Annotated in this window: 20 protein-coding genes; 12 read left to right on the forward strand and 8 right to left on the reverse strand. The window is 64.0% G+C overall.

Annotated elements, in window-relative coordinates; all coding sequences use genetic code 11:
* The 8 genes from Q4G24_RS10200 to Q4G24_RS10235 all read left to right on the forward strand — a co-directional run.
* Positions 1 to 323, forward strand: a 323-nt coding sequence (locus Q4G24_RS10200; protein ID WP_303366426.1) for a dihydrodipicolinate synthase family protein, incomplete at its 5' end; no start/stop codon positions are given.
* An 8-nt stretch (positions 324 to 331) separates the two neighbouring features.
* A complete protein-coding gene (locus Q4G24_RS10205; RefSeq protein ID WP_303366427.1) occupies positions 332 to 1,057 on the forward strand; it encodes a ribonuclease activity regulator RraA in 726 nt (241 codons plus the stop codon).
* A 1-nt stretch (position 1,058) separates the two neighbouring features.
* Positions 1,059 to 2,576: an aldehyde dehydrogenase (NADP(+)) gene (locus Q4G24_RS10210; protein WP_303366428.1), complete on the forward strand. Its 1,518-nt coding sequence runs from the start codon at positions 1,059 to 1,061 to the stop codon at positions 2,574 to 2,576.
* A gap of 141 nt (positions 2,577 to 2,717) precedes the next feature.
* On the forward strand, positions 2,718 to 4,313 hold the full coding sequence (locus Q4G24_RS10215) for an ABC transporter substrate-binding protein (protein WP_303366429.1): 1,596 nt from the start codon (positions 2,718 to 2,720) through the stop codon (positions 4,311 to 4,313).
* Between the two features lie 85 nt (positions 4,314 to 4,398).
* Positions 4,399 to 5,391 carry an ABC transporter permease gene (locus Q4G24_RS10220; RefSeq protein WP_303366534.1) on the forward strand — a complete coding sequence of 331 codons (993 nt, stop codon included), beginning with the start codon at positions 4,399 to 4,401 and terminating at the stop codon, positions 5,389 to 5,391.
* The gene (gene nikC, locus Q4G24_RS10225) at positions 5,388 to 6,293 is read left to right on the forward strand and encodes a nickel transporter permease (protein WP_303366430.1); all 906 of its coding nucleotides are present in this window, start codon (positions 5,388 to 5,390) and stop codon (positions 6,291 to 6,293) included. The genes Q4G24_RS10220 and nikC overlap by 4 nt, the downstream gene beginning before the upstream one ends.
* Positions 6,290 to 7,159 (forward strand): ABC transporter ATP-binding protein, encoded by an 870-nt coding sequence (locus Q4G24_RS10230; protein WP_303366431.1) that lies wholly within the window; start codon positions 6,290 to 6,292, stop codon positions 7,157 to 7,159. Before nikC ends, Q4G24_RS10230 begins: the two co-directional genes overlap by 4 nt.
* Before the next feature lie 10 nt (positions 7,160 to 7,169).
* Positions 7,170 to 7,922 (forward strand): ABC transporter ATP-binding protein, encoded by a 753-nt coding sequence (locus Q4G24_RS10235; protein ID WP_303366535.1) that lies wholly within the window; start codon positions 7,170 to 7,172, stop codon positions 7,920 to 7,922.
* Between the two features lie 380 nt (positions 7,923 to 8,302).
* Here the strand turns inward: Q4G24_RS10235 and Q4G24_RS10240 are convergent, their stop codons facing one another.
* Genes Q4G24_RS10240 through argH form a run of 5 tightly spaced genes read right to left on the reverse strand, consistent with a single transcriptional unit; the run spans position 8,303 to position 13,835 of the window.
* A complete protein-coding gene (locus Q4G24_RS10240) occupies positions 8,303 to 10,792 on the reverse strand; it encodes a DUF4175 domain-containing protein (protein ID WP_303366432.1) in 2,490 nt (829 codons plus the stop codon).
* Positions 10,783 to 12,048 (reverse strand): diaminopimelate decarboxylase, encoded by a 1,266-nt coding sequence (gene lysA, locus Q4G24_RS10245; protein ID WP_303366433.1) that lies wholly within the window; start codon positions 12,046 to 12,048, stop codon positions 10,783 to 10,785. The genes Q4G24_RS10240 and lysA overlap by 10 nt, the downstream gene beginning before the upstream one ends.
* Positions 12,048 to 12,278, reverse strand: coding sequence for a DUF2834 domain-containing protein (locus Q4G24_RS10250; RefSeq protein WP_303366434.1), 231 nt, complete (start codon positions 12,276 to 12,278; stop codon positions 12,048 to 12,050). The genes lysA and Q4G24_RS10250 overlap by 1 nt, the downstream gene beginning before the upstream one ends.
* 10 nt (positions 12,279 to 12,288) lie before the next feature.
* Positions 12,289 to 12,429 carry a hypothetical protein gene (locus Q4G24_RS10255; protein WP_303366435.1) on the reverse strand — a complete coding sequence of 47 codons (141 nt, stop codon included), beginning with the start codon at positions 12,427 to 12,429 and terminating at the stop codon, positions 12,289 to 12,291.
* Positions 12,426 to 13,835: an argininosuccinate lyase gene (gene argH, locus Q4G24_RS10260; RefSeq protein ID WP_303366436.1), complete on the reverse strand. Its 1,410-nt coding sequence runs from the start codon at positions 13,833 to 13,835 to the stop codon at positions 12,426 to 12,428. The genes Q4G24_RS10255 and argH overlap by 4 nt, the downstream gene beginning before the upstream one ends.
* Before the next feature lie 21 nt (positions 13,836 to 13,856).
* On the opposite strand from argH, the gene Q4G24_RS10265 reads away from it, so the two are divergent.
* On the forward strand, positions 13,857 to 14,402 hold the full coding sequence (locus tag Q4G24_RS10265; RefSeq protein ID WP_303366437.1) for a TlpA disulfide reductase family protein: 546 nt from the start codon (positions 13,857 to 13,859) through the stop codon (positions 14,400 to 14,402).
* Here the strand turns inward: Q4G24_RS10265 and Q4G24_RS10270 are convergent.
* Complete coding sequence (locus tag Q4G24_RS10270; RefSeq protein WP_303366438.1) at positions 14,389 to 14,955, reverse strand: DNA-3-methyladenine glycosylase I; 567 nt, start codon at positions 14,953 to 14,955, stop codon at positions 14,389 to 14,391. The two genes, Q4G24_RS10265 and Q4G24_RS10270, sit on opposite strands and share 14 nt — an antisense overlap.
* Before the next feature lie 86 nt (positions 14,956 to 15,041).
* Between Q4G24_RS10270 and Q4G24_RS10275 the strand changes: the two genes are divergently transcribed.
* The 3 genes from Q4G24_RS10275 (at position 15,042) to phbB (ending at position 17,938) form a co-directional block, all read left to right on the forward strand.
* Positions 15,042 to 15,869, forward strand: coding sequence for an EAL domain-containing protein (locus Q4G24_RS10275; protein WP_303366439.1), 828 nt, complete (start codon positions 15,042 to 15,044; stop codon positions 15,867 to 15,869).
* Positions 15,870 to 15,950: 81 nt separating this feature from the next.
* Positions 15,951 to 17,123, forward strand: a complete 1,173-nt coding sequence (locus Q4G24_RS10280) for an acetyl-CoA C-acetyltransferase (RefSeq protein WP_303366440.1) — start codon at positions 15,951 to 15,953, stop codon at positions 17,121 to 17,123.
* 89 nt (positions 17,124 to 17,212) lie between these two features.
* On the forward strand, positions 17,213 to 17,938 hold the full coding sequence (phbB, locus tag Q4G24_RS10285; protein ID WP_303366441.1) for an acetoacetyl-CoA reductase: 726 nt from the start codon (positions 17,213 to 17,215) through the stop codon (positions 17,936 to 17,938).
* Between the two features lie 236 nt (positions 17,939 to 18,174).
* On the opposite strand, the gene Q4G24_RS10290 is transcribed toward phbB, so the two are convergent.
* Complete coding sequence (locus tag Q4G24_RS10290) at positions 18,175 to 19,209, reverse strand: YeiH family protein (protein ID WP_303366442.1); 1,035 nt, start codon at positions 19,207 to 19,209, stop codon at positions 18,175 to 18,177.
* A 91-nt stretch (positions 19,210 to 19,300) separates the two neighbouring features.
* Positions 19,301 to 21,082 (reverse strand): sulfoacetaldehyde acetyltransferase, encoded by a 1,782-nt coding sequence (xsc, locus tag Q4G24_RS10295; protein WP_303366443.1) that lies wholly within the window; start codon positions 21,080 to 21,082, stop codon positions 19,301 to 19,303.
* Positions 21,083 to 21,094: the final 12 nt, after the last annotated feature.

Consider the following 21,094-nt stretch of genomic DNA (forward strand, 5'->3'; position numbering starts at 1 on the left):
TCTGGGCGCCCAGTTTTTATGCCGTGGGCGCGCGCGGGTTTACCTCGGGCCTGATCAATGTCTGGCCGGAAAGGTCGCTGGCGATTCATGCGGCGCTTGAGGGCGGGGATTACCACGCCGCCAACGCTCTGATCGCCGGGATGCGCGCCTTCGAGGATATCCGGGCCGAGGAAATGAACGGAACCAACGTCACCGGGGTCAAGGCCGCGCTGATCGCGCAGAGTCTGGACTGCGGCCCGACCCGCCCGCCATCCGCATGGCCGCTGACCGCCGCACAACAAACCAAACTGAACGCCTTTATGGCCGCCAATCACCTGATCTGAGGGTTCACATGACCGATTATATCCTTTCCGATACAACCCGCGAGAAGCTGAAAAAGGTCTCGACCGCATCGGTTGCGACGGCGCTCTATAAACGAGGGCTGCGCAACCAGTTCATTCAGGGCGTGGTGCCGGTGGCGCGCAAGCCCGAAAATATGGTTGGGCAGGCGTTCACCCTGCGCTATATTCCCGCGCGTGAGGATCGCAACCCGATTACCGTGTTCCGTAACGCCGACCATCCGCAGCGCGTGGCGGTGGAAACCTGTCCGCCCGGTCATGTGCTGGTCATGGATGCGCGTAAGGATGCCCGCGCCGCCACGGCGGGGTCGATCCTGATAACCCGGCTGGCACTGCGTGGCGCGGCGGGTGTGGTCTCGGACGGAGGTTTCCGTGATGCCGAAGGGATCGGTGCACTGGACATGCCCGCCTATTACGCGCGCCCTTCGGCCCCCACCAACCTAACGCTGCACGAGGCGCTGGACATCAATGTGCCTGTCGCCTGCGGCGATGTCGCGGTATTTCCGGGCGATGTGCTACTGGGCGATGGGGACGGGGTGATGGTCATTCCGGCGCATCTGGCCGATGAAATTGCCGAGGAATGCACCGGTATGGAAAGCTATGAGGACTTCGTGCTGGAGCAGGTGCAGGCAGGCGCCGGGATCATCGGGCTGTATCCATCCACCAAGGACGAAAACCAACAGAAATACGCCGAATGGCGTCAAAAAACGGGGCGCTGAGATGACCTTCACACCACATGGCAAACATCTGATTGCAGGCGAATGGGTTGGCGGGGATCAGACCTTCCGGTCCGAACCCGCGCATGGTCCGGCGCATGATTTCGCGGTTGGCACCGTCGATCTGGTGGACCGTGCCGCGCAGGCGGCCGAGGACGCGTTTTGGGATTATGGCTATGCCAGCCGCGAAACCCGTGCAGCGTTTCTGGACGCCATCGCGGACGAAATTGAATCCCGCGCCGATGCCATCACGGAAATCGGCACACAGGAAACCGGCCTGCCCGAAGCGCGCCTGAACGGCGAACGTGGCCGCACAACAGGCCAGTTGCGGCTGTTCGCGGACCATATTCGCAAGGGCGACTATCTGGACCGGCGCCATGACCCGGCGCTGCCTGACCGTCAGCCCTTGCCGCGTCCCGATCTGCGGATGATGCAGCGCCCCATCGGCCCGGTTGCGGTGTTTGGTGCGTCGAACTTTCCGCTGGCGTTTTCGGTCGCCGGCGGGGACACGGCGGCGGCTCTGGCGGCGGGCTGTCCGGTGGTGGTCAAGGGTCATTCGGCCCATCCCGGCACCGGCGAAATCGTGGCCGAGGCGATCCATGCTGCCCGCGCGCGGCTGGGCCTGCATCCGGGCGTGTTCAGCCTGATCCAAGGCGGGCGGCGCGATGTCGGGCAGGCTCTGGTCCAGCACCCGCTGATTAAGGCGGTCGGCTTTACCGGCAGCCTTGCGGGCGGGCGGGCGCTGTTCGATCTCTGCGCTGCGCGGCTCGAGCCGATCCCGTTCTTTGGCGAGCTTGGCTCGGTCAATCCGATGTTTATCCTGCCTGCTGCCGCGGCGGCACGGGGTGCGGCAATCGGCGAAGGCTGGGCCGCATCGCTGATCATGGGCGCGGGGCAGTTCTGCACCAATCCCGGCATCGCGATTGTTGCCGAAGGCCCCGAAGGCGACGCCTTTGTTCAGGCTGCGACCAAGGCGCTGGCCAAAGTCGGGCCGCAGGTCATGCTAACCGATGGCATTGCGACGGCCTATCGCGAAGGCCGCGCACGCTTCACCAAACGTAATACCGTGCGTGAACTGCTGGGCAATGAGGACGTGGGCCGCCAGGCCAGCCCCAACCTGTTCGAGACCACCACTGAAGCCTATCTGCAAGATCACGCCCTGGGCGAAGAGGTGTTCGGCCCGCTGGGTCTGGTGGTGCGCGTCGCCTCGCCTGACGATATGCAGCGGCTGGCCCGTGGGTTCGAGGGACAGCTGACCGCCACCATCCACATGGATGCAGACGACACCGCTCTGGCCCGCGACCTGTTGCCGGTTCTGGAACGCAAGGCAGGACGAGTGTTGTTCAATGGCTTTCCTACCGGCGTCGAGGTCGCCGATGCCATGGTTCACGGCGGCCCCTATCCCGCCAGCACCAATTTCGGCGCAACATCGGTCGGAACCCTGTCGATCCACCGGTTCCTGCGGCCGGTCAGCTATCAGAACATCCCTGACGGCGTGATGCCCGACGATCTGCGGAGGTAAGCGGCACCGCTGCCGCTGAAACAGGCACATACCGACCGTTAGACCTGTTCGTTTCGGCAGGGCTTGCTTTCGCTTGTGCTTCGCCGGAATATCGCCATCTATCAGCGCCCGAACCGGCGCAGGAACGACAGGGAAAACACCATGAAAACCATCTCGACCCGCGCCTTGCTGCTGGCAACGGCTGTTGCTTTTGCTCCGGCGGCCTATGCCGAGACCCCCGCCGACACGCTGGTGGTGGCGGCGCAGATCGACGACATCATCAGCCTTGACCCGGCACAGAGCTTTGAGTTCAGCGGCAATGATGTCACCAAGAACCTTTATGACAAGCTGGTCGATTTCGACCCGCTGGATCTGGACAAGGGCGTTCAGCCCGAGCTGGCCGAATCGTGGGAGGTCAGCGAGGACGGCAAGACCATCACCTTTACCATCCGCGACGGCGCAAAGTTCCAGTCCGGCAACCCCGTCCGGGCCGAGGACGCCGCCTGGTCGATCCAGCGCGCGGTCAAGCTGGACAAATCCCCGGCCTTTATCCTGAACCAGTTCGGCCTGTCGGCGGATAACGTCGATCAGATGGTCCGCGCTGACGGCAACAAGCTGATCTTTGAAATGGACAAGCCCTATGCGGTGTCCTTTGTGCTGAACTGTCTGTCGGCCAGCGTTGCCAGCGTCGTGGATAAAGAAACCGCGCTGGCCAATGCACAGGGCGACGACCTTGGCAACGGCTGGCTGTCCACCAACAGCGCCGGTTCCGGCCCCTGGGTGCTGGCGCAATGGCGCCCGAACGAGGCGCTGTCGCTGACCGCAAATGCGGATCACTGGGCCGGTGCGCCCAAGCTGAACCGCGTGATCATCCGCAACGTGCAGGAAAGCGCCACCCAGCGCCTGCTGCTGGAACGTGGTGATGTTGACGTGGCACGGAACCTGAACCCCTCGGATGTGGGCGGGGTCGAGGACAACGCCGCGCTGAAGGTCAATAACGAAGAACGCGGCAAGATCCTCTATATGGGCCTGAACCAGAAAGACCCGCTGCTGTCGAACCCTGCCGTCGTGCAGGCGATGAAACATCTGGTCGATTATGACGGGATCTCGGGCAGCTTCCTGAAGGGCCAGTTCACCCCGCATCAATCCTTCCTGCCTGCCGGCTATCTGGGTGCGGTCAATGATCTGCCGTGGGATTACAATGTGGAAAAGGCCCGCCAGATCCTGACCGAAGCCGGGATCACCAGCGGCACCGTGACCACCCGCGTGCGCGACATTCCCGAATACGTCAACACCGCGCAGGCGCTGCAAGGCGCGATGGCGCAGGTCGGGCTGACGCTGAACATCGAACAGATGACCGGCGCGCAGGTGCTGGACGGCTATCGCGCCCGCGAAGTGCCGATCTTCATTGGCGAATGGGGGCCGGATTACGCCGACCCGCAGACCAACGCCGGCACTTTTGCCTGGAACCCCGACAACAGCGACGAGGCCCGCCTGACCGGCAGCCTTGCATGGCGCAACGCCTATGCCGTGCCGCAGGCGATGAATGACGCCGTGGCCGCCGCCGTGACCGAGGGCGACACCGCCAAGCGCGAACAGATGTATCGTGACATTCAGGTGGAATATCAGAACTCTGCCCCGATCGTGCCGCTGTTCCAGAAAATCGAACAGGCGGTGATGCAGGCCAATATCCAGAACTGGTCGGCGGGCGGTTCCGTCACCGATGTGTCCTATGCCCAAGTGACCAAAGGCGAATAAGTTGACCGCAACTGACACCAACGGGGGGCGGGAAAACCGCCCCCCAAGCTATCGTGCAGCCCTTTGGGCGCGTCGGGCGCGTGGCATTGGCGGCCTGCTTTTGTCCTTTGTGCTGACCGTCGTTGGCCTGCTGCTGGTGACATTCATCATCGGTCGGGTCATGCCGATTGATCCGGTGCTGAAAGTCGTGGGCGAGCGCGCCACGCAGGCCCAATACGAGGCCGCCCGCATCGCCATGGGCCTTGATAAACCGCTGTGGCAACAGTTTTTTATCTATATCGGTGATGTGCTGCGGGGGGATTTCGGGCGCTCGATCTCGACCGGGCATCCGGTGGCTGATGACATCCGCCGGGTGTTCCCCGCCACGCTGGAGCTGGCCACGCTCGGCACACTGATCGGGGTGCTGGCGGGGGTGCCGCTGGGCGTGATCGCCGCCGCCCGCCGGGGCGGCTGGGCCGACCAGATCGCCCGCGTGGTGGCGCTGGTGGGGTATTCCATGCCGATTTTCTGGCTGGGTCTGATGGCGCTGCTGCTGTTTTACGGTGTGCTTGGCTGGGTCGGCGGGCCGGGCCGTCAGGGCATCATCTATGACGGCATGGTGCCGACCGTCACCGGCATGATTCTGGTCGATTCGCTGCTGGCCGGGGACTGGGCCGCGTTCAGGGACGCCTTCAGCCATATCATCCTGCCCGCCAGCCTGCTGGGCTATTTCAGCCTTGCCTATATCAGCCGCATGACCCGCAGTTTCATGCTGGAGCAACTGACCGCCGAATATATCACCACCGCCCGCGTCAAGGGATTGTCGGAACGGCAGGTCATCTGGGGCCACGCCTTCCGCAATATCTCGATCCCGCTGGTGACGGTGATTGCGCTGTCCTTTGGCTCGCTGCTGGAAGGGTCGGTGCTGACCGAGATCATCTTCAGTTGGCCCGGCATCGGTCAATATGTGACCAAGGCGCTGCTGGCCGGGGACATGAACGCCGTGCTTGGTGGCACATTCGTGATCGGGCTGTGTTTTATCGGGCTGAACCTGTTGTCCGACATCATCTATCGCCTGCTGGACCCGAGGTCGAAATGAACCAACTGACAAAGGACTGGCTGTTGTCCGACGCCCCCGCAAGCCGTCGTCAGGCGCGGCTGGGGCGGATCTATCAGGGCTGGCTGACCTTCAAGGCGAACCGGCTGGCGCTGGCCGGGCTGATGGTGCTGGTCGGGTTGCTGCTGGTGGCGGCTTTCGCGCCATGGATCGCGCCGCATGATCCCTATGCGCAGAACCTTGGCAACCGGCTGGCCTTTCCCGATACGCAGCACTGGCTGGGGACTGACAACCTTGGCCGGGACATCCTGTCGCGGCTGATCTGGGGCAGTCGGGTAACGCTGTTCATCGTCGGCACCGTGGCGCTGATCGCACCGATCCTTGGGTTGGCCATCGGCACCATTGCCGGTTTCGCAGGCGGTTGGGTCGATCAGGTGCTGATGCGTGTGACCGACATCTTTCTGGCCTTCCCCAAGCTGATCCTGGCGCTGGCCTTTGTGGCAGCCCTTGGCCCCGGCATCGGCAATGCGGTGCTGGCGCTGGCACTGACCGCATGGCCACCCTATGCCCGACTGGCGCGGGCCGAAACGCTGACCATCCGCAACAGCGACTTTATCGCCGCCGCCCGGCTGCAAGGCGCGGGGCCGCTGCGGCTGCTGATCGGGCATATCTGGCCGCTCTGCGTGTCCAGCCTGATCGTGCGGGTGGCGCTGGATATGGCGGGGATCATCCTGTCCGCTGCCGGGCTTGGCTTTCTTGGCCTTGGTGCGCAGCCGCCGATGGCAGAATGGGGGCAGATGATCTCGGAAGGGCGTCAGTTCATTCTGGATTACTGGTGGGTCGCCGCCGCGCCGGGGATGGCGATTTTCATTACCAGCCTTGCCTTTAACCTGCTGGGCGACGGGCTGCGCGACGTACTGGACCCGAAAGGGGGTGCGCAATGACCGAACCGCTGCTGTCCGTGCGCAACCTGCGGGTCAGCTTTCCCACCCGTCAGGGCAGCTTTGATGCCGTGCGCGGCGTCAGCTTTGACCTTGGCCGAGAGCGGCTTGGGGTGGTGGGCGAATCCGGCTCGGGCAAGTCAATGACCGGCCGCGCCCTGCTGGGCCTTGTCCGCGCGCCGGGCCGTGTCACCGCAGATCACATGACGCTGGACGGGCGGTCGATCCTGAACCTGCCAGAGCGCGAGATGCGCCAGATCCGTGGCGCACGCATCAGCATGGTGATGCAAGACCCAAAGTTCAGCCTGAACCCGGTCCTGTCCATCGGCCGCCAGATCACCGAGACCATCCGCCTGCACAGCCGCACCAGCCGCGCGGATGCCCGGCAAAAGGCGCTGGAAATGCTGGCCGCCGTCCAGATCCGCGACCCGGAACGGGTGTTCGACAGCTACCCGCATGAGGTCTCTGGCGGCATGGGACAGCGCATTATGATCGCCATGATGCTGACCCCTGACCCGGAAATCCTGATCGCGGATGAACCGACCTCGGCCCTGGATGTGTCGGTGCGGGCCGAAGTGCTGAACATCATGGATGCGCTGGTCCGTGAACGCGGCATGGGGCTGATGTTTATCAGCCATGACCTGAACCTTGTGGCGCAGTTCTGCGACCGGGTGCAGATCATGTATGCGGGCCGCATCGTCGAGACCCTGCCCGCCAGCGAACTGCACAACGCCCGCCACCCCTATACGCAAGGGCTGCTGAACAGCTTGCCGCGCCTTGACGCGCCGGTGCCGCGTCTGCCGGTGCTGCAACGTCAGGACAGTTGGCGCGACGAGGAACAGACCACCACCCTGCCGGGAGGGCTTTGACATGCAACCGATGCTGAATGTGCAGGGGCTGAACGTCTGGTTTGGCCATGCGCCCGACCGGGTGGACGCCGTGCAGGATGCCGGGTTCAGCGTCGCCCCCGGCGAAAGCTTCGGCCTTGTGGGCGAATCCGGTTCTGGCAAGTCCACCATCCTGCGGGCCATCGCCGGGCTGATCCCCACATGGTCCGGCCAGATCGAGGTTCAGGGTCAACCCGTCAAAGGCACCCGCCGCGACCGCAGCTTTCTGCGCAAGGTGCAGATGGTGTTTCAGGATCCTTATGCCAGCCTGCACCCGCGCCACTCGGTCGATCGGGTGCTGTCGGAAACCCTGCATTTACAGGGTATCCGCGACATCGACAGCCGCATTGATCTGCTGCTGAACGATGTGGGCCTGGGTCGGGGATTCCGGTTCCGCTATCCGCATCAGCTTTCCGGCGGTCAGCGCCAGCGCATCGCCATCGCCCGCGCGCTGGCCGGGGATGCGCGGTTGCTGCTGCTGGATGAACCCACTTCGGCGCTGGATGTCTCGGTTCAGGCCGAAATCCTGAACTTGCTGGCCGATCTGCGGGCGGAACACGGGCTGACCTATGTGATGGTCAGCCACGATCTTGCCGTCGTCGGCCATCTCTGCGACCGGCTGGCGGTGATGCAGCATGGCCGGATCACCGAGGTGATGGACACCGCCACCCTGCGCAGCGGCACCGCTCAAACCGACTATGCCCGCCACCTGATCGCCACCAGTCAGGGCTATTCCCGCGCCTGAAGGACATGCTGCCCGCGCCACCGGGCGGCATGATCGCAAACCCAAGAAAGGCCGCATCCGCGACGGACGCAGCAAAAGGGCTTTGCCTGTTCGACAGCGGCATCCATTTCGACCCCGTTCCCGGCGTCGCGCAGATACCACCACCTGCCGCCTTGCTGGCCGGTTCATCCCCATTGGGTGCGGGGACCATGCCCCCAATCCGAAGGAAGCGTCACGATCCCTTCATCTTGTCGATCAGGTGAGCAATCACACGGCAACGGGATGGTCCATCATCGCCGCCCGCCTTCAGCACGGAATGGCCCCTGAACTGGTTCCGCAAGCATCGCGGACAGGCGTTCCAGAACGCCGGAACCAAAGCAACGACCACGCAGGCTGCTCCCCTAAAACCGATCCAGCAGCCGGCCCAGATAGTCGCGTTCATCGCGCGGGCGGGCGGGTTCGGTGCTGCGGCGGCGGATTTCGTCCAGAAGGTCGCGGGCGCGGCTGCCGGGGTCGGTCAGAGCGCCGGAAATATCGCCTTGGTTCACCTCGCCGCCTTCGCCCGGCAGGACACGGCCCAGCGGGTCGGTCTCCATCCGCCGCGCCTGCGGCACCACGCTGCCGGAACCGCCGCTGCCATCAGGCTGGCCCGAGCGGCTTTGTGCCTCTCCCTCGCCCTGCCCCTGTTGATCGGCGCCGGGCTGGCCCTGCTCGCCCCGCGCCATCCGGTCAAGCCCGCGCATGGCTTCGCGCATCGCCTCGATGGCTTCGGCCTGACGGTCCATCGCGCCGCCAGGGTCATCCCGACGCAGCGCGTCTTCGGCCTCGCGCATGGCGCGACCGGCGCGGTCCATCTGCTGCTGCGCAGCGTCGCCCTCGGGCGTGCCTTGCCCCGGTGCCATGCCGCGCTGACGGCCCAGTTCCTCGCGCAGCGCACGCTGACGGTCGGCCATCTCATCGCTGTTACCAGGCTGCGCCTGCTGGCCGTATTGCTCCTGCATCCGGCGGAAACTTTCATCCGCCAGTTCCTGCTGCTGCCGCAGCGAATCCGCCAGCCGTCCCGAAGGCCCGTCGCGCCCGCGCCCCTCGCCCTCGGTGTTACGCACCCGCAGATTTTCCATCATCCGGTTGAATTGCTGCAACAATTCCTGCGCCTCGGCCATGCGGCCCTCGTTCATCAGGCGCTGAATCTCGTCCATCATCTGCTGAATACGGTCGCCGGTCAGCATCTCGCCCTGCTGCGGGCTGCGGTCAAAGCGTTCGGCCGGATCTTCCCCGCGCTCGGCCAGCATATCGGTATAGTCGCGGGTGGCCTGCGACAGCTCATCCATCAGGCGTTGAATCTCGTCGGGGCTGGCGCCCTGACGGATCGCCTCGGACAGCTTTTGCTGCGCGTGCTGCATCCGGGCCAGCGCGTCATCCAGCCCGCCATCCTCACGCTGAACGGCAGCCTGCCACAGCGCCTCGGCCAGTGCATCGCGGGCATCGGGGGTCAGCGGCCCGGCCTCCAGCAGCGCGACCACGCCGCGCAGATCATCGTGCAGACCGTCGGTCATAAAGCCTTCGGGCTGCCAGATCATCGCCCGCAAAAGCTGCGCCGAGCGTCCCGCATTATCGCGCGACCACAGCAAATCCCGGCGCAATTCGATCAGCGCCGCCGCGAAAGGGTCAAAAAAGCGCCGCCCCGGCAGGATCACCTGCGCTTCCACACTTTCTGCCTGCTGGCCAATGCCGTCCTCAACCGACAGCCGCAGCACCACCGGCAGGTTCGCCCAAGGATGCCGCGCCAGATCGCCAACCACCTGCCCGCTGACATCGGCCCGCCGCCCCGGTCCGGGCAGCGGCAGGGCAATTTCCACCGGCTCGCGCGGCTCAGGCGCGGTCGCCAAGCCATAGCGACGGTCCACGGCATCGAGGTTCAGGCTGATCCGCACCAGCCCCGCCTCGACCCCATTATCATCGCTGGCGGTAAAGGACTGCACCAGCCGTCCATCAGCACGGCGCACGGGCGGCCCGCCAAGCGCGACCACCGGCGGCGCATCGGGTTGCACCGTCACCGCAAGCCGCCGGTCGCCAAGGTCCAGATGGCCGGACCGATTGACCGCCAGTTCCGGCGCGTCCTCGGTCCCGCTGATCGCGCCCAGATCCGAGGACCAGCCCGGCACGCCACCATAAAACCGCAGACTGATGCGGCTGCCCTGCGGCAGTTCCAGCGCATCGCCCGGATAGGCGTTCAGATAGATCACCGGGCGGCGGGTATAGGCGGGCGGTTCGGCCCAAGCCTCCCACGAAGGCCCACCCGCAGGCAGCGCCCCCCGGCCCGCGGCCAAGGCGCCAAGCCCCTGCCCAACCTGCCCGGTGCTGCCAAAGATCAGCGCCATGCCCAAGGCCAGCGCCGCCATCAGCCGCAATCCGAACGGGTCGCGCCGCGCCAGACCGGCATCGGGTGCCACCGCCCGCGCGGCTTGTGCCGCCTGCGCCATCTGCGCCTGATGCGCGGCCCAAAGCGCGCCGCCTTCGCCCACCGCCTGCCGATCCTCAAGCGCAGACAGGGGCCGCCCCGGCAGTTGCGCATCAACCCGGCGCAGGGCCTCACCCCGCGCGGGCGGGCGGAACCGCCACACGCCCCGGAAAGCCGCCACCAGAACCACAATCCCGGCGGCGGCCAGCCCCCATCCGGGCAAGGTCACAAAGGTCAAAACCGCCCAAACCAGCGCCAGCACCGCCGCCAGCGGCCAGAATGCCCGTGCCAGCACCTCATACCACAGCCCCGCCTGCGTCAGCAGAATGGCCCGAGACGCCGCATTATCTTTTGTCCCGAAATATCCTCCGGGGGTCCGGGGGTGGAAAACCCCCGGCCAACGGTTCGATTTGTCCCGACCTAGATCCATTCCGGGATGGTATCGCGGGCCAGCATGTCTTCCAAGCTCGGCCTTGCGCGGATCACCGCCCATTTATCGCCGCTGACCAGCACTTCCGGGACCAGCGGGCGGGAGTTATATTCCGACGCCATCACCGCCCCATAGGCTCCGGCCGAGCGGAACGCGACCAGATCACCCGCCGCCAGCGCCGGCAATTCCGCGCCTTTGCTGAAGGTGTCACCCGTCTCACAGACCGGGCCAACCACATCATAAGGCGCGACATCCACCCCCGGCGCGGATTCCACCACCGGCACGATGTCGTGATGGGCGGAATACATCGCCGGGCGGATCAAATCGTTCATCGCCGCATCAACGATCAGGAAATCACGGCCTTCGCCATGTTTGACGAAAATCACCTCGGTCAGCAGGATGCCTGCGTTCCCGGCGATATTGCGGCCCGGCTCGATCTCGATTTCGCAACCCAGATGACCGACAGTCTCGCGGATGACCTGACCATATTCGATCGGCAGAGGCGGCGCGTTATTGTCGCGGCGATAGGGAATACCCAAGCCGCCGCCAAGGTCCAGCCGGGTGATCGCGTGACCATCCGCCCGCAGCACCTCCGTCAGATCCGCGACCTTCTGATACGCCTGCCGGAAGGGTTCAAGGTCGGTCAACTGGCTGCCGATATGCACATCAATGCCAACGACCTGCAAACCGGGCAGGCTGGCAGCGCGGGCATAGACTTCGCGCGCGCGGGCGATGGGGATGCCAAACTTGTTTTCCGACTTGCCGGTGGCGATTTTCTCATGGGTTTTGGCGTCCACATCCGGGTTCACCCGCACCGCGACAGGCACCACCGCGCCCATGCTAGCGGCCAGCGCGGACAGGGCCTCCATCTCGGGTTCGGATTCGATGTTAAACTGGCGGATGCCGCCCTCGATCGCCATGCGCATTTCAGCCACGGTCTTGCCGACGCCGGAAAACACGATCCGTTCCCCCGGCACGCCCGCCGCCCGCGCCCGCGCATATTCGCCGCCTGACACCACATCCATGCCCGCGCCAAGACTGCCCAGCAGACGCAGAACCGCCAGATTGCTGTTGGCCTTGACCGCGAAACAGACCAGATGGTCGGTCCAGTCCAGCGCCTGCCGGAACAGGTTGAAATGCCGGGTCAAAGTCGCTGCCGAATAGACATAGACCGGCGTGCCGACCTGCGCGGCAATCTGCGCCAGCGGCACGTCTTCGGCATAAAGCTGACCGTTGAAATAGTTGAAATGATCCATCACAAGACCTTACGCGAACGGATAAACAGATAAAGCGGCAATGCGCAGCCAATCCCGAGCAGCATCGCCGGAAGGGTCAGCAGCGCCAGCCAGTTGCGGCGCATCATCGTCTCGGTCAGGCACCATGCCGCCAGCGTCAGCAGCCCGACCCAATCCGAAACAGCCGCATCCCCCCGCCACAGCCCGACGCCTGCGCCGATCAGCGCCAGCGCCCCCCAGACAAGACGCATCGGGGTCAGGTTAAAGGCTGGCCGAAACACCGACCCGCGCCTCGCCGCTGACATGCACGCCATCGGGCGCATCCGGGCGCACCGGGGCGCCGTCAATGCCACAAGCGGCCAGCGCCGCCACAGACAAAGCGGCCAGAATCACGGATTTCATGCCATTCCCTCCAGTTTCTCGGTCCAGCGGGCGATCTGCGCCCGGACCTGTTCCGGTGCGGTGCCGCCATAGCTGACCCGCGACGCGACCGAGTTATGCACCCCAAGCACGCCGTAAATCGCCTGCGTAATGGCAGGATTCACCGACTGCATCTCCTTCAGCGTCAGGTCGGGAAGATCGAGGCCCCGCGCCTCGGCCATCGCCACCAATGCGCCGGTCGCGTGATGCGCGTCGCGGAAAGGCAGCCCGGCCTCGCGCACCAGCCAGTCGGCAAGATCGGTCGCGGTGGAAAACCCGCTGCCCGCCGCACGCTCCATCGCCTCGCGGTTCACGGTCAGATCCGACAGCATCCCGGCCATCGCCGCCAGCGCCAGCAGCAGGTTGTCAGCGGCGTCAAAGACCTGTTCCTTATCCTCTTGCATATCTTTGGAATAGGCCAGCGGCAGGCCCTTCATCACCATCATCAGCGCCACATTCGCACCGAAAATCCGGCCGATCTTGGCGCGGATCAGTTCGGCCGCATCGGGGTTGCGCTTTTGCGGCATGATGCTGGACCCGGTGGACCATTTGTCAGACATCGCCACGAAACGGAACTGGGCCGAAGACCAGATCACCATTTCTTCGGCCAGCCGCGACAGGTGCATGGCGCAGATGCTGGCGGCGGCCAGAAACTCCAGCGCGAAATCGCGGTCGCTGACGGCATCAAGGCTGTTCGCCGTCGGCCGGTCAAAGCCAAGCGCCTGCGCCGTCGCATGGCGGTCGATCGGGAACCCCGTCCCCGCCAGCGCCGCCGAGCCAAGGGGCGATTCGTTCATCCGCGCCCGTGCATCCTGAAACCGCGACAGATCGCGCCCGAACATCTCGACATAGGCCATCATGTGATGGCCCCATGTCACCGGCTGCGCGGTTTGCAGGTGGGTAAAGCCCGGCATCACCCAATCCGCGCCCGCCCGCGCCTGATCCAGCGCCACGCCGATCAGCCCCCGGATCGCCACAATCGCCGCATCCGCCTGATCGCGCACCCACAGCCGGAAATCCGTCGCCACCTGATCGTTGCGCGACCGCGCCGTATGCAGCCGCCCCGCCGGTTCACCGATGATCTCTTTCAGCCGCGCCTCAACATTCATGTGAATGTCCTCCAGCGCGGTCGAGAACGGAAAATCCCCACCTTCGATTTCTGACAAAACGGTGAGCAGCCCTTCACGGATTGCCTTTGCATCGTTATCGGTAATGATGCCCTGCGCCGCAAGCATCGCGGCATGGGCGCGGCTGCCCGCAATATCCTGCGCGTAAAGCCGCTTGTCGAAACCAATCGAGGCGTTGATCGCCTCCATGATCGCATCCGGCCCAGCGGCAAAGCGACCGCCCCACATGGTATTGGCTTGGGTCTTGGGCTGGTCGGTCATGTCATGTCCTTGGGGGTATTCATGCTGCGTTCGACGCTTGTTTATATGGCGCTGCTGGCCAGTGCAAATGCCGCTTTTGCCGGGCCGATCGACTTTGACGCCGCAGCCAAAGGCGGGCTGGCCAAGCTGGTCGCCGTGGACAACGCCCCGGCCCCGGACGCGGCCTTTTCCGACATTGACGGCGGCACGCATAAACTGTCGGATTATCGTGGCACCGCGCTGCTGGTGAACTTTTGGGCAACGTGGTGCGCCCCATGCCGGCATGAAATGCCCTCGCTCGACCGCTTGCAACAGGCCGAGGGTGGCGAGGATTTTCAGGTTCTGACCATTGCCGCAGGCCGCAACCAGCCCGAGGCAATCCGCAAGTTTTTCACCGATGAAAGCATCGAAACCCTGCCGACGCTGACCGACGCCAGCATGACACTGGCCCGGCAACTGGGCGTCATGGGCCTGCCGGTCACGGTACTGTTCGACAAGGACGGCAACGAGGTCGCCCGCCTGATGGGCGACGCCGAATGGGACAGCCCCGCCGCGCTGGCGGTGGTTCAGCAGCTCAAGGCCGACTAAGCGCCGCATGACGGTGGCAACTGGTGACGTGATCGTTCACCAGTCCCGTCGCCTGCATAAACGCATAGGTAATGACCGGCCCGCAGAAATTGAAACCGGCCTTTTTCAACGCTTTGGACATGACCACGCTGGCGGGCGTCTGCGCTGGCACATCCGCCAGCGTCGCCCATCGGTTCTGCACCACCTGACCATCGACAAAAGACCAGATAAAGGGCGCGAACCCCTGCGCTGATTCGATCTCAAGGAACCGCTGCGCCCCTTTCACCGTCGCTTCGACCTTGCCGCGATGGCGCACGATGCCAGGATTTTGCAAGGCTTGGTTAACGCGATTTTCGTCCCATGCGGCGATTTTCTCAGGGTCGAACCCATCAAACTCGGCCCGGAAAGCATCGCGTTTGCGCAGAATGGTGATCCAGCTTAGCCCAGCCTGAAACCCATCCAGAACAAGCTTTTCCCACAATGCCCGAGGGTCACGCTCCGGCACACCCCATTCGTGGTCGTGGTAATCGGTATAGATCTGATCCGTACCACACCACCCACAGCGTTCAACCATAGCGTTAACCCTGATTCCAAAAAGTTGCAGATGTTTACGGGATATTAGGAAAGAATAGCGATGCTGGCCATACGCAGGAGGGTGTGATGTTCACGAATGATTCGGATAACAGGGTGATGGCCTCGCCATTGGATTTCGCCATAGACCGGCAATCCCGTATGACGCTGGCCAATGTCAGGCAGGCGGTGCAGCGTGGTGACGCGCTGCTGGCCTATCAGCCGGTGGTGCAGGCTGACCGGCCACAGGTCGCCGCCTTCCATGAGGGGCTGATCCGCATTATCGACGACACCGGGCGCATGGTGCCGCTGCGTGACTTCATGCCACTGGCAGAAACGACCGAACTTGGCCGACAGATCGACTGCCTTGCCCTGCATCTTGGGCTGATGGCGTTGCGTGAAACACCCTCACTGCGGCTGTCGGTCAATATGTCGGCGCGTTCGATCACCTATCCGCAATGGATGGCGACCTTGCGGCAGGGCATTGGCCGTGACGACCAGATCGCGGAACGGCTGATTCTGGAAATCACCGAAAGCTCGGCCATGGGAATGCCGGATGTGGTCCGCACGTTCATGGACGAATTGCAGATGCGCGGCGTCAGCTTTGCGCTGGACGATTTCGGCGCGGGCTATACCTCGTTCCGCTATCTGCGCGATTTCAGCTTTGACATGATCAAGATTGACGGTCAGTTTATCCGTGAAATCGCCCATCACCGCGATAATCAGGTGTTGACCCGCGCCCTGCAATCCATCGCCCATCATTTTGATATGTTCACCGTGGCCGAATCGGTCGAAACCGCGGATGAGGCCGCATTTCTGATCGACATGGGGATCGACTGTCTTCAGGGCTATTACTTCGGCGCACCAACCATCGCCCCACCATGGAAAACGCCACCCGCTGTTGCCGCCCAGCGGTAAAGACGGGTTGACCTTGCAGCAAAGCCCCCCAAACTAGCGCCGAATGGCCGAACGATTCCGGCCCATGTGAGGAGAGTTTCTATGACCAAAGCCGTGATCGTTTCCGCCGCCCGCACCCCGGTCGGCAGCTTTCTGGGGTCTTTCGCCAATATGCCCGCGCATGAGCTTGGCGCGACCGTGCTGCGCGCGATTGTCGAACGCGCCGGAATCGACCCCGCCGAGGTCAGCGAGACCATTCTAGGGCAGGTGCTGACCGCCGCGCAGGGTCAGAACCCGGCACGTCAGGCCCATATTGCGGCGGGCTATTCCAAGGAATCCGCCGCCTGGCTGATTAACCAGGTCTGTGGCTCGGGCTTGCGCTCGGTCGCGCTGGCGGCGCAGCAGGTGATTCTTGGCGACGCCACCATCGTCGCGGCGGGCGGTCAGGAAAATATGTCGCTGTCCTCTCACGCTGCCTATCTGCGCCCCGGTCAAAAGATGGGCGATATGCAGATGATCGACACGATGATCCGCGACGGCCTTTGGGACGCGTTCAACAACTATCACATGGGCCAGACCGCCGAGAACGTGGCAAAACAATGGGACATCTCGCGCGAGCAGCAGGACAAATTCGCGCTGGCCAGCCAGAACAAGGCCGAAGCCGCGCAAAAAGCCGGGCGTTTCGTTGATGAAATCGTGCCGGTCACGGTGAAATCCCGCAAAGGCGACACCATCGTCGATCAGGACGAATACATCCGCCACGGCGCCACCATCGAAGGGATGCAAAAACTGCGCCCCGCCTTCACCAAGGACGGCAGCGTGACCGCCGCCAATGCCAGCGGCATCAATGACGGTGCGGCGGCGGTTCTGGTGATGACCGAAGACGAAGCCGCCCGCCGCGGCCTGACCCCGCTGGCCCGCATCGCCTCTTACGCCACCGCCGGTCTGGACCCCGCGATCATGGGCACCGGCCCGATCCCGGCCAGCCGCAAGGCGCTGGAAAAGGCGGGCTGGAACGTCGCGGACCTCGATCTGGTCGAGGCGAACGAAGCCTTCGCGGCCCAAGCCTGCGCCGTGAACAAGGACATGGGCTGGAACCCCGAGATCGTGAACGTCAACGGGGGTGCCATCGCCATCGGCCACCCGATCGGTGCCAGCGGCGCGCGCATCCTGAACACTCTGCTGTTCGAAATGGCCCGCCGTGACGCGAAAAAGGGCCTCGCCACGCTTTGCATCGGCGGCGGCATGGGCGTCGCCATGTGTCTTGAACGCTAAGGCCAACAATTTGGTGCGCAACGATCTTGCGCACCAAACCTTCCGCAGGTAGCATTATTTCGCAGCCACGACAGATCAGGAGGGGGAAAATGTCAAAAGTTGCTATCGTTACCGGGGGGTCCCGTGGCATCGGTGCCGCAATTTCCAAGGCACTGAAGGCCGCAGGCTATACCGTCGCTGCCAATTACGCCGGCAATGACGAGGCCGCCGCCGCTTTTACCGCCGAAACCGGCATCAAGACCTATAAATGGTCGGTGGCCGATTATGACGCCTGCGCCGCCGGCATCCAGCAGGTTGAGGCCGAGCTTGGCCCCGTCGCCATTCTGGTTAACAATGCCGGAATCACCCGCGACGCGATGTTCCACAAAATGACCCCACAACAGTGGAAAGAGGTCATCGACACCAACCTGACAGGTCTGTTCAACATGACCCATTCGGTCTGGACCGGAATGCGCGACCGCAAGTTCGGCCGCATCGTGAATATCAGCTCGATCAACGGCCAAAAGGGTCAGGCCGGACAGGCCAACTATTCCGCAGCGAAAGCGGGCGACATCGGCTTTACCAAAGCGCTGGCCCAAGAAGGAGCCCGCGCAGGCATCACCGTCAACGCCATCTGCCCCGGCTATATCGGAACAGAGATGGTGCGCGCGATTGATGAAAAAGTGCTGAACGAACGCATCATCCCGCAAATCCCCGTCGGCCGCCTTGGTGAACCAGAGGAAATCGCCCGCTGTGTCGCCTTCCTCGCCTCTGATGACGCCGGTTTCATCACCGGCTCGACCATCAGCGCAAATGGCGGTCAGTATTTCAGCTGACCAACAAAGGCGGACCCATCGGCCCGCCTTTCTTCTTCACCCAAATATCCCGGGGGCATGGGGGCAGCGCCCCCATACCATTTGTCACACTTACCTGCTACGATTGTCTTATCAGCCAATCCTGCTGCCACACACGCTTGCCCCATGGTCAGAGCAACCAGCATCAAGGCGCAGCTCGACGGGAAAAGTCTTCCATCATCGTCGGAAACTGACCCAATCAGCCGTTTGATCTACCTTCACCCGACCAGCCTCATTCCAACCAGCACCCAGATTGCCAGCACGACTGTCTGGGTGACGATCATCAGCAGAGGGCGCGGGCCGACGGTCAGCATTTTGCGCAGAGAAGTCTTGATCCCCACCGCAGCGATGGCCATCAGCAAAAACCAGCGGCTGATCGTGCTGGCCCAATCGGCCAGCCCTGCGGGGATCAGCCCGGCCGAGTTCAGCCCCGCCAGCACCAGAAACCCCAGGACGAACCCCGGCAGCAGCGGCGGGCGCGGGCCGGTTCTGTCGCCCTGCCCCATGCGGCGCACGATGACCGAGATCACCAGCACCACCGGGGCCAGCATCGCCACCCGGATCAGCTTGACCAGCGTAGCGGTCTCGCCTGCCTCGGGGCTGATGGAAAAGCCCGCGCCGACGACCTGCGCGACATCATGGATCGTGCCGCCCAGAAACACCCCCGCCGCGCGGTCATCCAGCCCCAATGCGCCGGTCAGGACCGGATAAAGCACCATCGCAACAGTGGACAGGACCGTCACCGCCAGAACGGTGAAGATCAGATCGCGTTCGGATTTGTCCCGCGCGGGCAGCACGGCGGCAATCGCCATCGCCGCCGATGCGCCACAGATTGCAACCGCCCCACCGGTCAGCAGCGCGAATTGCCACAGACTGCCCATCGCCCGCCCCAGCAGTAGCGCGAACAGGATCGTGGCCACCACCCCGCCGATGACCAGCGCGATCACCGGCGCACCAAGCCCCGCCAGCATATCAACGCTGATCCGCGCCCCCAACAGCGCCACCCCAAGGCGCAGCACATGGCGCGCGGCAAAGCCGATCCCCGCCTCGGTTCTTGTGCCCTCCTCGGCCAGAAAATTCAGCGCCAGCCCCAAAAGCAGCGCCATCAGCATCGCGGGCGCACCGTAATGTTCCGACAGGAATTGCGCGGTCACGGCCACCAGCCCGGCCACGGCCAGACCGGGGAAAATCCGTCGGCTGCCGGTATTCAGCGCCTGCAAGCGGGCTGTTATATTTTGGTCGGAACGTGGCATGGGAACCTTCGGGCGTGATCTGTGCGGGCCACCACCTGTTGCGGCAGCGATGGAAATCCCCCGGCCCTGCGGGCAAGGCCGGGGCCGGGCATCACAGCGCGCCTTTTTGCGGGCGCATGTCGGCGGGGTCGATGCCCGCCACGACGACGGGCTTTTTCATCGCGTCCCGGCGGAACGGCTCGCCCAGTTCCTGATTGAGCAGAACCTCGATAAAGGTCGTCCGGCGGTCCTTCATCTGCCGCTCGACGGCCTTGTGCAGCGCGTCGGTCAGTGCCTCGGCATTGTTGACCTGCACGCCCTCGACCCCGCAGGCCCGCGCAATGCCCGCATAGGACGTGTCGCGGTCGAGTTCCGTGCCGACAAAGTTATTGTCATACCACAGCACCGTGTTGCGCTTTTCCGCGCCCCACTGATAGTTGCGGAAGATCACCATCGTGATCGCCGGCCAGTCGTCACGCCCGCAGGCCGTCATCTCGTTCATGGAAATCCCGAAGGCCCCGTCGCCCGCGAAACCGATCACCGGCGTATCGGGGTTGCCGATCTTGGCGCCAAGGATCGCCGGAAAGCCATAGCCGCAAGGCCCAAACAGACCCGGCGCGAGATATTTCCGGCCCGCCTCGAAGGTTGGATAGGCGTTACCGATGGCGCAGTTATTGCCGATATCGGACGACACGATGGCATCGGCGGGCACCGCCTGCATGATCGCGCGCCATGCCTGACGGGGCGACATCAGATCGGCATCGCGGCTGCGGGCCTCGGCGTTCCAGTCGGTGCCGGGGTCGTCGTCCTCGTGATCGAGACTGGAGAGTTCCTGCGCCCAACGCGATTTCGTCTGTGCGACCAGATCACGGCGTGCCTGACGCCCATCATCGCCCGCACCGTCCGACAGTTGCGCCAGAATCCCGCGCGCAACCTTGGCCGCATCACCCTGAATGCCCACCGTGACCTTTTTGGTCAGCCCGATGCGGTCGGCGTTGATATCGACCTGGATGATTTTCGCGTCCTTCGGCCAATAGTCGATCCCATAGCCCGGCAGGGTCGAGAACGGATTGAGCCGCGTGCCAAGTGCCAGCACCACATCGGCCTGCGCGATGATCTCCATCCCCGCCTTGGAGCCGTTATAGCCCAGCGGTCCCATGGCCAGCGGGTGCGCGCCGGGGAAGCTGTCATTATGCTGGTAATTGCTGCAAACCGGCGCATCCAGACGCTCGGCCAGCCGGATCAGATCGGGGATCGCACCCGACAGGACGACGCCCGCGCCGGACAGGATCACCGGGAATTTCGCACCCGACAACAGCCGCGCGGCCTCGGCCACGGCTTCCTCGCCGCCCGAGGGACGCTCGAACGCGACGACCTGCGGCAGATCGACATCAATCACCTGCGTCCACATATCGCGCGGGATGTTGATCTGCGCGGGCGCCGAGTTGCGCCACGCCTGCATGATGACACGGTTCAGCACCTCGGGGATGCGGGACGGGTCGCGGACCTCCTCCTGATAGCAGACGGCATCCGCGAAGAGCCGCATCTGCTCCATCTCCTGAAAGCCGCCCTGACCGATGGTCTTGTTGGCGGCCTGCGGCGTTACCAGCAAAAGCGGCGTGTGGTTCCAGTAGGCGGTTTTGACCGGCGTGACAAAGCCCGTCACGCCGGGGCCGTTCTGCGCGATCGCCATCGACATCTTGCCGGTCGAGCGCGTGAACCCGTCCGCCATCAGCCCGGCATTGGTTTCATGCGCGCAGTCCCAGAAGGTGATCCCCGCCTGCGGAAACAGGTCCGAAACCGGCATCATGGCCGAGCCGATAATGCCGAAAGCATGTTCGATCCCGTGCATCTGAAGGACTTTGACGAAAGCCTCTTCGGTGGTCATTTTCATGGTTTCGCTCCC

Origin of the sequence: Paracoccus sp. (in: a-proteobacteria), from assembly GCF_030538695.1 — a bacterium.
Lineage (GTDB): Bacteria > Pseudomonadota > Alphaproteobacteria > Rhodobacterales > Rhodobacteraceae > Paracoccus.